General features: G+C 59.6%; 12 protein-coding genes. 8 read left to right on the plus strand and 4 right to left on the minus strand.

Translation table 11 applies throughout. The annotated features are described in order from the left end of the window. Positions 1-89 precede the first annotated feature (89 nt). A complete protein-coding gene (locus HB376_RS24205) occupies positions 90-803 on the plus strand; it encodes an AzlC family ABC transporter permease (protein WP_213766294.1) in 714 nt (237 codons plus the stop codon). Beyond that, positions 800-1,117 (plus strand): AzlD domain-containing protein, encoded by a 318-nt coding sequence (locus tag HB376_RS24210; protein ID WP_213766208.1) that lies wholly within the window; start codon positions 800-802, stop codon positions 1,115-1,117. The genes HB376_RS24205 and HB376_RS24210 overlap by 4 nt, the downstream gene beginning before the upstream one ends. Before the next feature lie 57 nt (positions 1,118-1,174). On the opposite strand, the gene HB376_RS24215 is transcribed toward HB376_RS24210, so the two are convergent. Then, on the minus strand, positions 1,175-2,419 hold the full coding sequence (locus HB376_RS24215; RefSeq protein WP_213766209.1) for a PepSY-associated TM helix domain-containing protein: 1,245 nt from the start codon (positions 2,417-2,419) through the stop codon (positions 1,175-1,177). Positions 2,420-2,686: 267 nt separating this feature from the next. Beyond that, positions 2,687-4,180 (minus strand): MDR family MFS transporter, encoded by a 1,494-nt coding sequence (locus HB376_RS24220; RefSeq protein WP_213766210.1) that lies wholly within the window; start codon positions 4,178-4,180, stop codon positions 2,687-2,689. A 354-nt stretch (positions 4,181-4,534) separates the two neighbouring features. Here HB376_RS24220 and HB376_RS24225 point away from each other — a divergent pair, with 354 nt between their 5' ends. From HB376_RS24225 to HB376_RS24240, 4 genes are all read left to right on the plus strand, one after another. Further along, positions 4,535-5,026, plus strand: coding sequence for a RidA family protein (locus HB376_RS24225; protein ID WP_213766211.1), 492 nt, complete (start codon positions 4,535-4,537; stop codon positions 5,024-5,026). Positions 5,027-5,053: 27 nt separating this feature from the next. Continuing rightward, positions 5,054-6,244 carry an amidohydrolase gene (locus tag HB376_RS24230; protein ID WP_213766212.1) on the plus strand — a complete coding sequence of 397 codons (1,191 nt, stop codon included), beginning with the start codon at positions 5,054-5,056 and terminating at the stop codon, positions 6,242-6,244. Further along, positions 6,241-6,756, plus strand: a complete 516-nt coding sequence (locus tag HB376_RS24235; protein ID WP_213766213.1) for a GNAT family N-acetyltransferase — start codon at positions 6,241-6,243, stop codon at positions 6,754-6,756. Before HB376_RS24230 ends, HB376_RS24235 begins: the two co-directional genes overlap by 4 nt. 191 nt (positions 6,757-6,947) lie before the next feature. Beyond that, entirely contained in the window at positions 6,948-8,501 is a 1,554-nt protein-coding gene (locus HB376_RS24240; RefSeq protein ID WP_255631534.1) for a methyl-accepting chemotaxis protein, read from the plus strand. Positions 8,502-8,615: 114 nt separating this feature from the next. Here HB376_RS24240 and HB376_RS24245 read toward each other — a convergent pair whose 3' ends face one another. After that, positions 8,616-9,107, minus strand: a complete 492-nt coding sequence (locus HB376_RS24245) for a winged helix-turn-helix transcriptional regulator (protein WP_213766214.1) — start codon at positions 9,105-9,107, stop codon at positions 8,616-8,618. A gap of 186 nt (positions 9,108-9,293) precedes the next feature. Here HB376_RS24245 and glmS point away from each other — a divergent pair, with 186 nt between their 5' ends. Then, entirely contained in the window at positions 9,294-11,123 is a 1,830-nt protein-coding gene (gene glmS, locus HB376_RS24250; protein ID WP_213766215.1) for a glutamine--fructose-6-phosphate transaminase (isomerizing), read from the plus strand. Positions 11,124-11,267: 144 nt separating this feature from the next. Here the strand turns inward: glmS and HB376_RS24255 are convergent, their stop codons facing one another. Continuing rightward, positions 11,268-12,617 (minus strand): solute carrier family 23 protein, encoded by a 1,350-nt coding sequence (locus tag HB376_RS24255; RefSeq protein ID WP_213766216.1) that lies wholly within the window; start codon positions 12,615-12,617, stop codon positions 11,268-11,270. A gap of 356 nt (positions 12,618-12,973) precedes the next feature. Here HB376_RS24255 and HB376_RS24260 point away from each other — a divergent pair, with 356 nt between their 5' ends. Beyond that, complete coding sequence (locus tag HB376_RS24260) at positions 12,974-13,780, plus strand: AraC family transcriptional regulator (protein WP_213766217.1); 807 nt, start codon at positions 12,974-12,976, stop codon at positions 13,778-13,780. Positions 13,781-13,782: the final 2 nt, after the last annotated feature.

Consider the following 13,782-nt stretch of genomic DNA (forward strand, 5'->3'; position numbering starts at 1 on the left):
ACTCAACGCATCAAGGCCATCAAGGCCATCAGGCCCATCAGCCGCGTAACCTCACCGAATTCGGCGCAGGCGCACGCGATACCATTCCCATGATGATCGGCGCCGCGCCATTTGGCGTGATCTTCGGCACACTCGCCGCTACCGGTCCGCTGCATGCGTGGTCGGTGCAGTTCATGTCGCTTGCGGTATTTGCCGGCTCGGCGCAGTTCATCGCGCTTGGGCTGATCGCCGGCCGTGCGAGTTTTGCGGTGATCTGGGCAACCACGTTCATCGTCAACCTGCGTCACGTCCTGTACTCCGCAACGCTTGCGCCCTACGTCGCGCACTTGCCTGCGCGCTGGCGCTGGACGCTCGGCGCGTTCATGACCGATGAGGTATTTGCCGTCTCGTACGCGCATTATCAGCGCCGGGCACCGGGCGAAACCGGGCCGTATTACTTCCTTGGCTCGGGCGTTTCCATGTATGTGAACTGGCAGATATGGACCGTCGCCGGACTGCTGTTCGGTTCGGCGTTTCCGGGTCTCCAGTCGAAGGGACTCGACTTCGCGATGGTCGCCACGTTCATTGCGATCATCGTGCCGCAGCTTGTTGCGTTGCGTTTTGTGGCAGCGGCGCTGGCCGCCGGCGTGTTGTCGTTTGCGTGGAATGACTGGCCATACAAGCTCGGTTTGCTAGCGGCAGTCGTGGTGGGGGTGGCGGTGGGCATGCTGCTGTCGATGCGTGCAAAAGACTCCACCGACTCCAGGCAAAGCCCGGCACAACGTCCCACGCAACGCCCCGCGGAAATGGAGCGTGCCAAATGAAATACGCTCTTCTGATCCTGGGCATGGCGGTGATTACCTATGGCATCCGCTCTGCGGTTTTCGTGTTCGGTGAGCGCTTGAGCTTTCCGCCCATTGTGCGCATGGCGCTTGATTTCGTGCCGGTGACGGTGTTGACGGCGATCATCGTGCCAATGACGTTTGCACCGCACGGCGGTGCTGCCGAGCTTACCTGGCGTAATTCGCAATTGATCGCGGCGGTGGTGGCCGTTGTCGTATGTGCGCTTACGCGCAAGCCCTTGCTGACCATTGCAGTCTCGCTGGCGGTGTTCTTTGGCTGGCAGATGATCGTTTAGATTTTCGCTCACGCCACGGAGATGAACGTCTCCGTGGGAGACGTAAGCGAACACCCCTCACGCAATCGTGCCGCGCCCCACGCTCACTTTCGATCCGCTCGCTGACCGGCGACGCGCTCGCGCCTTCTTCATCCAGATCAGGAACCCGGTAGCGCTGAGCATGGCCACTACGACACCCAGGACGCTGACCAGGATCCTTCCCGTCAAGCCGATGATGCGGCCCGAATGCAGCGGAAACTGAGCCTGCATGAAGATGTCGCCGGCCGATCCCCGGCCCGGAATCTGAGTACCGATAGACTTCCCGGTCTGCGCGTTCCAGAAGAGCCACGCGTTGCCCAGACCCGCATCGCCGTGATCGTTGCCGGCCTCGAAATAACCCACACCATAAGCGTTCACCAAAGGCGAATACAGCAGGCCGCCCGGCGGCGCATCGATGCCGTCATGGCGCGCCGCGACCCGCGCCATCTCAACGACCTGTTCCCGGCTCAACGGCGATGCAGTCGGACTGGCCGGCAACGCCAGCCCGGGGTCGGAGAAAGGTGTTGAGCCCAGCGTCGAGAACATCGACACAATCGGGCGCATGACGGGGTTCGTCAGGTTCATTGAGACCGAGGTGAGCGCGATCATCATCAGCAGACCCCACACCCACACGCCGCCCGAGCGATGCAGGTCGAAGGTGAGCGCATAACCACCGCGCTTCACGCGGAACGCGAGCGACTTGCGCCAGCTTTTGATACTCGGAAACGAGAGCACGATCGCAATCAGGCTGTCGAACAACCATACGATCCCGACAATGCCCATCAGCCACATGCCGAGGTCAATACCGCCGCGTATCGACAGTATTGGCAGATGCAACGAGTAGTGCAGCTTGTAGATGAACGGGATCAACTCAAGCCGTGAGACTGAGACAGCGCCCCATTCGCGACGCGCCTGGATCTCGCCGGTGGCAGGATCGACGGCAAGCTGGTTGAAGTTGATTTCGTAGGGCAGGCCCGTTGCCGGATTGGTGCGAGGTGTCACGCCCATCTGCAGCGTATGGCCCGGCTCGGCCACGAGCGGCAGGTACGTGACCTGCACGCGCGGATCGGCGGCTTCAATCCGGTTCGCCAGTTCCAGCGGAGACTGTGCAGGCAGCGTAGGCAACGCAGACGCAGACGACTTTGCCACGAAGAACTCCGGGTTCAGCGCGGCATCCAGTTCGTGATCCCACGCGATGATCGCACCCGTCAAACCCGACATGAACAGGAACAGCGCAATCCCAAGGCCGAACCAACGGTGCAACCGCACCAGCCACGATCTCATGCCCGACGTGCGGTAATGGGCGCGCTACGGGATGTGCGAAAAATTACTGCTGCCTGCTTCATCGAAGTCATCTGCCATAAATGGGAATCATTCGCATTTTAGTGGCTAGACGGGTTCGTTGCAAGTATTCTGAAAGAATGGCTGGCGGGATAGCGGCCGCGAAGGGGCCGGTTGGATTGAGCGTTGGGGGCTTTGCGCTGCATGAAGGAGGAGCAGGCACTGCACAGAACCGGGCCGACTCTTGAATCGGCCCGGCCTTTAATGCACTTAGTCTTCGATCGGCGATAACGCCTCAAGCGGCATCTTCTTCACGTGCCCCAGCGTGATCGTAGGGAGGAAGAGGAGAAACCCGACGACGAAAATCGCGATCACGAAAATCGACAGGAACGTCAGATGAAGCGACTGATGCAGCACCTGACGGATTGCATCGCTGCTGCCGAGGTTCGTCACCTGATTCTGAAGCAGGGCCCTCAACTGATCTGACGTAACCGCTGCCGCACCGTTCGAATGACTGAGACCGAAGTTGAGCACGGCGCCGAACAAGGTCGCGCCGATCGTGCTGCCGAGATTACGCGAGAATAGATTCGATGCAGTCGCGCTGCCGCGCTGCGCAACATCCACTATCTCCTGGATCAGCACGAGCGAACTGACGCTCGACGTTCCCATGCCGAAGCCCATGATGAGCGAACCAAACGCCGCGATGAGCGGCGAGCTTTCCGGCGACAGCACGATCAGGAACACCGCACCGGCCGGAATAAACGCACTGCCGCCAATCAGGATGCGCCGCAGCCCGATCCGATGAAACGACTTCGCGGCCAGCGTCGCGCCAACGGGCCATCCGACCATCATCATGGTCAATGCAAGACCCGCGATCACCGGCGAGCGATGCAGGACACCTTGAACATACATCGGCAGGAAGGTGGTTGCGCCCATCAGGATCATGCCGGACAAGACGGTCGATCCATTGCACGCAGCGATCGGCCGGCGGCTCCAGAGCGCGAACGAGATCATGGGTTCGGTTGCCCGTTTCTCCTGCATCAGGAAGAACAGCAGGCACACGATAAAGAACCCGCCCGCGATCAATGCCTTCGTGACGTCGTCATTGCCTGCATACGTCAGCGACATCATCAGCGCGGCGATCGACACCATGAAAAGCGCCGCCCCCGCAAAGTCGATGGAGGGGCGCGTGTGCCGCTCGGATTCCTTCAGGAACGCGATGAACCCGGCCGCCGACGCGAGGCCGATCGGCACGTTCATCCAGAAGATCCAGGCCCACGAAAAGTCGTGGATGATGAGCCCGCCTACCATTGGTCCGACCACCGCCGATATGGCCCATACACTCGCCAGATAACCTTGCACCTTGCCGCGTTCGCGCGCGGGGTAGAGGTCGGCGACAATCGTTAGCGTGACCGGCTGGATCGCGCCCGCGCCGACTCCCTGGATCAGCCGGAACACGATCATTGCGGGCATCGACCAGGCGAAACCGGCAAGTATGGAGCCGATCAGAAAGATCGCGATACCGGCAAGAACGACGGGCTTGCGGCCATACAGGTCCGCGAGCTTGCCGAAGATGACCGTCATGGCGGTCTGCGTCAGCAGGAACGACGAGAAGACCCAGCTATAGAGATGCAGGTCGCCAAGCTGCGAGACGATCTGCGGCATGGCGGTGGAAACGATGGTGGCTTCGATGGCGACCATTGCCATTGAAGCCATGACCGCTGCAATGACAAGACGACGCGACGATTGCGGGCTGCGGGACATGGAGATTGGAGTAATGAGGTAATGAGGGGCGCGGACAAAGTCGCAGGGTCTTGGCGCTGCGACGCGTGAATCGGTCGCAGCGGCGCGACCATCGAAGAGTATGCACCTTGATGGAAATGTTCGCTGAACCCCGGCCGCGCTTAAACCTGCCTGAGCGGCTGTGCGGGCAGCCCCTAAGAGGTCTCCGTTAGCGACGCGGAATTGTTGAATGACTATGTAATGCCTCGTCAATCATGCGCTTTTGTTCGTTCAAGATGTTGTGACACACTTGGATCTTCGTCGCGAATGCTTTCATTTCATTTCATTCATTCGTTCTTTCGCTTAAGGCCCATCTTTTTTAATCGAGGACCGTCAATGACATCCGTGCCCGTTCCGGCCAACCCGGATTCACCCGCAAGGCGCCTTGCGGCGCTTGGACTCGTGCTGCCGAAAGTGCCTGTGCCTCGCGGCGCGTTCAAGCCGTTCTCGCGTTCGGGCTCGCTGATCTTCCTCGCGGGACAGATTTGCGAATGGGAAGGCGAGGTGCGATACGTCGGTCCTGTCGGTGCACAGCACGACCTTGAAACAGGGCAATGGGCAGCGCAAATTTGCGGGCTCAACCTGCTTGCAGCGCTTCACCTCGCACTCGATGGCGACCTTGACCGCGTGGTCAGTTGTCATCGGATGGGCGGCTTCGTGTATTGCACGCCGGGTTATCCTGACGTGCCAAAAGTCATCAACGGTGCCTCCGATCTCATGTTCGCGGTGTTCGGCGAACGAGGCCGGCACGCCCGGACTGCGGTGGGTGTTGCCACGCTTCCAGCGGGAGCGTCGGTGGAAGTAGACGCGATCTTTGAAGTCCGCTGATTGTCTTTTCTGTTTCCGGGAGTTCCAGTGCTCGATAGCTTGTTGGTCACCAACGTCCGTCTGCCGGACAGCGCCCTCGTGGATATTGCTGTCAGAGGTGGACGGATAGAAGAAATTGGCCCGAACCTGCAGCGCGGCGCTGACGTGATGCGCGAAAACGGCCGGGGCGCGCTGGTCCTGCCGGGGTTTGTCGAAGGCCATACGCATCTCGACAAAACGAACTGGGGCATGCCGTGGTATCGCAACGATGTGGGCCCGAGGCTCATCGACAGGATCGAGAACGAACGAGCATGGCGCGCGAGCACGGGGCACGACGCGGGTGCGCAATCGCTCGCACTTGCGCGGGCTTTTCTCGCAGCAGGGACGACGCGGCTTAGAACGCATGTGGACATAGACACGGACGCCGGGCTCAGGCATTTGCATGGCGTGCTGGCGACGCGTGAAACGCTGGCCGATGTCATGGAGATACAGGTCGTGGCGTTTCCCCAGTCGGGCATGCTGCGCCGTCCAGGGACCGACGCGCTGCTAAACGATGCACTAAAGGCTGGAGCCGACGTGCTCGGTGCACTGGACCCTGCGCTTATCGACCAGGACCCGGTCACCTCGCTCGACACCACGTTCGAGATTGCGAACCGCCTTCAGAAGCCTGTCGATATCCATCTTCACGAACCCGGCGAGATAGGCGCGTTCACCTTCAACCTGCTGCTCGACCGCGTCAAGGCCTTAGGCATGCAGGGATGCGTTGTCGTCAGTCATGCGTTTTGCCTGGGGCAGTTGCCGGATCGCGAGCGCGATGCATTGTTGGCGAGGATCGCGGATCTCGACGTCGCGCTGTTGACGACGGCGCCGCCATCCGTGCCCGTCCCTTCCATGCGCGCTTGCATCGAGGCAGGCGTAACGTTGTTTGCGGGAAACGACGGAATACGCGATACGTGGACGCCTTTCGGCAAGCCCGACATGCTCGAGCGGGCCATGTTCGTTGGCATGCGCTACGACCTTCGACGCGACGAAGATCTCGCGCTTGCGTTTGACTGCGTCAGTACATTGGGTGCGTGGGCCTGCGGGTTCGAGGACTATGGATTGCACAAAGGCGCGCGGGCCGATCTTGTTTTGGTAGACGCTGAAACAGTCGCGCAAGCGGTTGTTTCTCGACCGGTTCGCAAGCTCGTGGTTGCCCGCGGCAGGATCGTTGCGCGCGATGGGGTTGCATCGATATGAAACTGATTGCCGAGCGTCTTTATCTCAGGGATCTGGAACCGTCCGATGTCGACGCAGTGCACGAATATGCCGGCTCGATCGAGGTCGTCTTGCATCAGGAATGGGGGCCTAACACGATCGAGCAGACGGGAGAATATATAGCAGCCTGTGTACTGGGGAATTCGTTGCCCGACAGAAGAACCGTGGAACTGGCAGCGGTGCTCAACGACGGCAGCCTGATAGGCAGCTACCGGGCAAGTTTGTCGGAAGACGGTGCCGAGGCGGAGATCGGCTATTCACTTAGTCCCCGCTATTGGCACAAGGGCTACGCTACCGAAGCGGCGAAGCGGTTGGTCGACTACCTGGTGAGCGAGCGGAACGTGCGAGAAATCTTTGCGACCAGCCGGCCGGAGAATGTCGCGTCCATTCATGTGCTTGAGAAACTCGGGATGCAGCAGGTGGATTTTTATCGCAAGAACGTGCTGATCAGAGGCGAGTGGCGCGACACGCTGGTATTTTCGATGAAAGTCTAATGAATGTTATGTGGCAGACCGCTAAGGCAATGTGAGCCGCTTGCCGCTGCGCCCGGCGATATCCCCTTTTGCGCTGACACCATTCGGTGTGTTCCATACTTCAGAATTCCTCCAGACGGCCGATATGCACACAACGGCGCGTACATCCTGATGCGCTGGGTCATGAACTGTGCCTCGCATCGGAGAGTAGATTGGACCGTCTCAGTTTGAACACCAAATTATGGCTGGCGCTGCTTATTACCTGGCTCGGACTCTTGTTCCTCGGCGGATGGGCCGCGTGGCAATCGCGCGAAACCATGACCGCGGAGCGCAAGACTGGCGTCGAAAACGTGGTCGAGTCGGCGTACGGGATTGTTGCTGACTACGCCAGCCAGGTAGACAGCCATCAACTGACGCTGGAGCAGGCTCAGGAGCAGGCCAAGGCGAAGCTCGCCGCCATGCGTTTCTCCGGAAACGGCTACATGATCATTACGACCGCGCGCCCGGTGGTCATCATGCATCCGGTGCTGGCCGATCTGCGCATGAAGGACGTGACCGACTACAAGGATACGAACGGCAAGCGTTTGTTCGTGGAAATGGTCAAGGTCGCTCATGCAAACGGACAGGGTTTCGTGCCGTACATGGCACGCTTCCCGGGCAAATCGGAACAGGTGCCGAAGATCAGTTTTGTCAAACGGTTCGCGCCGTGGGACTGGTACCTGATCTCGGGCGTCTACGTGAACGATATCAATGACGCGTTCAAGGCCAACCTGTTGCAATACCTGATCGTGATCCTGTTGATTGGCGGCGTTAGCTCGGCGGCGCTGGTGTTGATTATCCGTAACGTGAAGCACAGCCTGGGTGGCGAACCGGCGTATGCCGCCACCGTCGCAGAGGGCATTGCGAATGGCGACCTGTCGCACGAAGTCGCGCTGAGCGCAACGGATGCCGGCAGCATGTTGTCCGCCATGCAACGCATGCAGCAACGGCTCGCCGATACCGTCCGGCGCATTCGCGGCGGCACTGAAACCATTACCGTTGCCGCCCAGCAGATCGCGGCGGGCAACCACGATCTCTCCGCACGCACCGAGCAGCAGGCGTCGTCGATCAGCGAAACCGCAGCGAGCATGGAGCAGCTCACCGCGACCGTGAAGCAGAACGCGGAGAATGCGCATCAGGCGAACAAGATGGCCGCGAATGCATCGCTGATTGCAAGCGAAGGCGGGACGGCGGTGCAGCAGGTCGTATTGACGATGCAAAGCATTGCGGCCAGTTCTACGCGCGTGGTCGACATCATCTCCGTGATCGAAGGCATCGCTTTCCAGACCAATATTCTTGCGCTTAACGCGGCCGTCGAGGCGGCGCGCGCGGGCGAGGAAGGGCGTGGTTTTGCGGTAGTGGCGGGCGAAGTGCGCAATCTCGCACGTCGCAGCGCGGACGCGGCCAAGGAGATCAAGAGCCTGATAGAAGAGTCCACCGGCAAGGTCGATGACGGCAAGGCGCTGGTCGAGCGCGCCGGCACGACCATGCACTCGCTGGTTCAGGCCGTGCAGCGCGTGACGGATATCATCGGCGAAATTTCAGTGGCGTCCGAGGAGCAGAGCCGCGGTATCGAGCAGGTGAATATTGCTATTGCTCAAATGGACGAAACGACCCAGCAAAATGCCGCGATGGTCGAACAAGCGACGGCCGCGGCTCAGTCGATGCAGGAGCAGGCCCAGATGCTGCGCGATACCGTCAACGTGTTCCGGTTGGCGAGTGTGTGAGAGGCGGCGCGTGCCTTGGAAGCGGATCTTTGTCGCTGCGATTATCGGACGTGCGCCCGTTCGGCTTAGGCTCAAGCTCAAGCTCAGAGGACTGAGGTCAATGTCGGTCACGCGTTATCTGGCTCGATCACCCACGACCCTGACCGGAGCATTGGCTTCGAACTTGGCGCGATGCGTCGAAAAGAATGTGCGTACATTGCGGATGTTCGAAGATGTCTTGAACAGGCGGCGCGCGAGTTCGTCGTATTCCGGCATGTCGACGACTTCGGCTACGACCAGAAAGTCAGGCCCGGGCGACACGCGATAACACTGGGTCACCACCGCTTCCTCGCAGATATACGTTTCGAAAGCGTCCAGATCCTCGGCTGCTTGCCGGTCAAGACTCACCTCAATAATCGCGGTTAATGTTGGCCCGATTTTGGCGTAATCGAGAATGGCCACTTCGCGCTGGATGACCCCGGCTTCCTTGAGTTTGCTCACCCGACGCAAGCACGTAGGCGGTGATGCATGCGCGCGGGCGGCGAGCTCGACGTTGGAGACAGACGAGTCTCTTTGCAGGATGGCGAGGATTCGAAGGTCGAGTTCATCCAGATAAATTCCAGGCACTTTGGGCTCCGCTTTGAGCGCTAAGGGTGGTCACTCGCGCTTAGCTTAGCGTGAAATAAAATTTCATCACGCATTCTGGTTGATTAAAAACTTCAAACATTCTACTAATATGAAATTAAATTGCATGGAGTCAACCTTAATATTCCTGCACCGGTTCCAAAGGGGAGCCGCCTAAGGAACAACGTCATGTGTGGAATTGTCGGCGCGGTCGCGCAACGCAACATCCTGCCTAACCTGGTCGATGGACTTAAACGCCTCGAATATCGCGGCTACGATTCGTGCGGTGTCGCGTTATATCAGGCAGGGAAATTGGTGCGGGCTCGTAGCGTCGATCGCGTTGCGCATTTGCAAGACGTGATCTCCAGCGAGGCTTTGTCCGGTTATACCGGGATTGCTCATACGCGTTGGGCGACGCACGGCAAGCCGGTTACCGCGAATGCGCATCCGCATTTTTCACCGAATGCAGAAGCGCCACGAATAGCGCTTTCACACAACGGGATCATTGAAAATCACGAGGAGTTGCGCGCGGAGCTTGAGGAAAGCGGCTACGTCTTCGCCAGTCAGACCGACAGCGAGGTTATCGCGCATCTGATCGATCATTTGTATAACGGCGACCTGTTCGAGGCCGTCAAGGAAGCGGTTACTCAACTGCGTGGGAGCTATGCCATTGCCGTGCTGTGCCGCGACGAGCCGCATCGGGTCGTCGGCGCGCGCGATGGCATGCCGTTGGTGGTTGGCATCGGTGACGGCGAGAACTTTCTGGCGTCGGACGCTATCGCGTTGTCGAACGTCACCGATCAGATTGCGTACTTGGAGAACGGCGACGTAGTCGACATCCAGCTTCACCGGCATCGGGTAGAAAACGCCAGTGGCCGCCGTGTCGAGCGCCGTGTGCATACGGTCGCGGCGCATAGCGGGGCGGCTGACCTGGGGCTTTATCGCTATTACATGCAGAAGGAAATTTTCGAGCAGCCGCAAGCGGTCGCCGACACGCTTCAGGATGTCACATCGATCATGCCGGAGTTATTCGGCGACAACGCCTGGCGCGTGCTGAATTCCGTTGATTCCGTGTTGCTTCTCGCGTGTGGCGGAAGTTATCACGCGGCGCTGACCGCCAAGTACTGGATAGAAAGCCTGGCACAGTTGCCGGTGAGCGTAGAGATCGCAAGTGAATACCGGTATCGTGAAAGCGTGCCGAATCCGAAGACACTGGTTGTCGCGGTGTCGCAAAGCGGAGAGACGGCGGATGTCCTGGGTGCTGTGCAAGTCGCGAGGCAGCAGGGCATGCTGAATACGCTCGCAATCTGCAATGTGCCGACCAGTGCATTGGCGCGTGAATGCGCGCTGACTTTCTTCACGCGGGCGGGGATAGAGATCGGCGTGGCATCGACGAAGGCCTTCACCACGCAACTAGTCGCGTTGTTCCTGCTGGCGTTGACGCTGGCTCAGGCGCGTCAGCGGTTATCCGAACAGGATGAGCAGACCCATCTTCGTGCGCTTCGCCATCTTCCGGACGCGATGACCAAAGTGCTTGCGCTGGAGCCGCAGATCATGGATTGGGCGGAGCAACTTACGCGAAGGCAGAACATCCTGTTTCTTGGGCGCGGCATGCATTATCCGGTCGCGCTGGAGGGCGCCCTCAAGATGAAAGAGATCTCGTACATTCATGCCGAAGCGTACCCAGCCGGCGAGTTGAAACATGGTCCCCTTGCGCTGGTTAGCGACGAGATGCCAGTTGTGGCCGTCGCGCCTAATGACCGGCTGCTCGAAAAGCTCAAGTCGAATATGCATGAGGTGAGTGCGCGTAGCGGCAAGCTATTTGTATTCGCCGATGCCGACTGTGGCATCTCGCCCAGTCCCGGTATTGAAGTGATTCGGCTTACTGAATACTTCGGTCTGCTATCGCCTATCTTGCACACTATTCCAATGCAACTGCTGGCGTTTCACGCGGCGCTCGCACGGGGAACGGATATCGATAAGCCACGGAATCTGGCCAAGTCGGTGACGGTTGAGTGAGGGGCATGGGTTGGTGGGCTCTCGCGAAGGACCGTGACTGAAAGCGCCCCGAGCACAATACCCTTGTCCGCCAGCATCACGATGAGTTCTGTGCGCCGCCGCAGGTTGAAGTGGTCGCCGAACTTGACGAGGTCGAACGAGCGCTCAAAGGCTGTGAATGACATGCTCATCGGGGTGAACCTTCGCGACCGGCTCAGTCTTTTCGCGGGTGAGCGCGCAGGCAATCGCGTGCAACGCGATGCCGCCGAAGGTCGCGGTGCCAATACCGCCTAACGAGAAGCCAAAGAACTTGAGCGTGAAATCGCCCGTGCCGAGGATGAAAATCGTTGCGCCTACGATGAGGTTGCGACTGGACGACAGGTCGACGTGATGGTTAATCCAGATGCGTACGCCGGCGACCGCGATCAGGCCGAAGACCACAACCGATACACCGCCCATGATAGCTGCAGGAATGGTCAGGATGAGCGCCCCGAACTTCGGTGAAAAGCCCAGCAGGATGGCAACCAGTGCCGCGACGACAAAAGTGAGCGACGAGTAGATCTTGGTCACCGCCATGACGCCGATGTTCTCCGCGTAGGTGGTCACCCCTGTACCGCCTACGGCGCCGGAGAGCATCGTTGCCAACCCATCGCCGAGAAAAGCGCGTCCCGCGTAGCTATCGAGGTTGCGCCCCGTAATGGCGCCGACCGCCTTTACGTGGCCAAGGTTCTCCGCAACAAGAATGATCGCGATCGGCGCCATCATCAATGCTGCGTGCGACGAGAATGTCGGTGACGAGAATTTTGGCAAGCCGATCCAGGCCGCGTTGGCGACAACCGAGAAGTCGATTTGCTTGCCAAAGCCGAGTCCATTGGTCACGATCGCGTACAGCACATAGGCGGCAAACACGCCGAGCAGCAGCATCAGACGTTGTGACAGGCCCTTCGCGCGCACCGCCACGGCAGTGATGAGCACAATGGTCACAAGCGCGAACAGACCGTCAAAGAGATTCGTACTTATTCCTTTAACCGCGACGCCCGCAAGATTCAACCCCAGCACGGACACTACCGCGCCGGTGACAACCGGTGGCATGACCCGCTCGATCCAGCGGGTTCCGACGGCCATGACAAGCAGGCCGATGAGCGAATAGAGAATGCCGCAGACAATAATGCCGCCGAGGGCGACAGGTAGAGAAGGGTTGATGCCGTGACCGGCGTATCCGGTTACGGCGACTACCGACCCGATGAATGCGAAGCTGGAACCCAGATAGCTCGGCACGCGGCCGCCCACGATCACGAAGAACAGCAACGTGCCGACGCCGGACATGAGGATCGCCACGTTCGGGTCAAATCCCATGATGAGCGGCGCAATCACTGTCGCGCCGAACATGGCCACGACGTGCTGCATACCCATCGCAATGGTTTGTCCCCAGGGCAATCGTTCATCGGGCGCGATCGGTTGGTCCGGATGACGGTTGACAGGAACATCCCAGTGCGGGAAATAGTCTCTTAGCATCACGTACTCCGGTATCGGAAGGGGGCACTGGCCGAATCGCTTTTCGAATGCTCGGCAGCCTGGGGTTGGCAGTCAGTGAGTCCACTCTAAGAAGTCAAATATCTGCGTACAACCGCGTGGGATATCGACTTCCCGCCACAATTCACTTCGCCCATCTAATCTTCATATGACTCGAGAGATTGCGCCCTATGCGAGAGCGGGCGCGCACCGGCAAAGGGCGTGCGTCCCATCAAATCATTCGACGCGGTGCATGGAGGAGGCGGCGCATCGCGTCGGGGAGTACACGAGCGAAACGCACCAGGGATTTCTCGAATATGATGGCTCGTTCACAGCGCAAAAGTACGTTGGAGCGGCCAATGATTGGACAGTGGCAAAAGCCGAGGCTCGTGGAGTCGGCGTCGCGGGACGTCAGTCTGACACCGGAATTTCCACAGCTATCGCTGGCGGAGACGCTTGATAACGGCCTTGTGGTCGGCTGGCACTCCCACGACTTCGCCCAGGTGTTATGCCCATCCAAAGGTGTCGTAGCGCTGCTCGTTCGCGACTGGCTAAGCGTAGTGCCGGAAGGCTTTGCGGCACTTGTGCCGGCCGGGGTCGTGCATACGGTTGTGGCTAATACGACCACTACCCTCAGGACCATTTGCGTAAGGCAACCCGAGAGTACCCCGCGCGATCCGGCACATGCCGTCCACCCGAAAATTCGCCGGCTGGGTCGGGACGCATTGATGGCCGAGGGTGATCTGGCGGGCCGGGTACTTTCATCGTTCGAGGCGCCGGGGCGGGATGAGGTCCACTCGCCGGAGGACGCGTTGCTGGGCTATTTGTCCGGCGTTCCGATTCCGGGTGATCGACGCGCCAGACCCATCGCGTTCCGTCTCATCAATGCGTTACACGACCAGCGTACGCTCAAGGAGTGGGGTGAGCAGTTTGGCGCGAGCGAGCGCACGCTGTCGCGAATTTTTCATGATGAAGTCGGCATGAGCTTCCGGCAGTGGCGCACTCGCGTGCAACTGGCGGAAACCATCGCACTTCTTCTGTCCGGGCGGTCGGTGAAAACGGCTTCGTGCTCCGCTGGCTACAGCAGCCCGTCGGCATTCATCGCGGCATTCCGGGCGGTAACGGGCGAATCGCCGCTGAAGTATCTGAACAGCAGCATTTGGTAACG

Source organism: Caballeronia sp. dw_19 (assembly GCF_018449515.1).
GTDB lineage: Bacteria > Pseudomonadota > Gammaproteobacteria > Burkholderiales > Burkholderiaceae > Caballeronia.

Excerpts from the sequence above, each read along its gene's own strand:
- HB376_RS24205 (WP_213766294.1), top strand. The coding sequence starts at position 90 with ATGATGATCGGCGCCGCGCCATTTGGCGTGATCTTCGGCACACTCGCC.
- HB376_RS24210 (WP_213766208.1), top strand. The coding sequence starts at position 800 with ATGAAATACGCTCTTCTGATCCTGGGCATGGCGGTGATTACCTATGGC.
- HB376_RS24215 (WP_213766209.1), bottom strand. The coding sequence starts at position 2,419 with ATGAGATCGTGGCTGGTGCGGTTGCACCGTTGGTTCGGCCTTGGGATT.
- HB376_RS24220 (WP_213766210.1), bottom strand. The coding sequence starts at position 4,180 with ATGTCCCGCAGCCCGCAATCGTCGCGTCGTCTTGTCATTGCAGCGGTC.
- HB376_RS24225 (WP_213766211.1), top strand. The coding sequence starts at position 4,535 with ATGACATCCGTGCCCGTTCCGGCCAACCCGGATTCACCCGCAAGGCGC.
- HB376_RS24235 (WP_213766213.1), top strand. The coding sequence starts at position 6,241 with ATGAAACTGATTGCCGAGCGTCTTTATCTCAGGGATCTGGAACCGTCC.
- glmS (WP_213766215.1), top strand. The coding sequence starts at position 9,294 with ATGTGTGGAATTGTCGGCGCGGTCGCGCAACGCAACATCCTGCCTAAC.
- HB376_RS24255 (WP_213766216.1), bottom strand. The coding sequence starts at position 12,617 with ATGCTAAGAGACTATTTCCCGCACTGGGATGTTCCTGTCAACCGTCAT.
- HB376_RS24260 (WP_213766217.1), top strand. The coding sequence starts at position 12,974 with ATGATTGGACAGTGGCAAAAGCCGAGGCTCGTGGAGTCGGCGTCGCGG.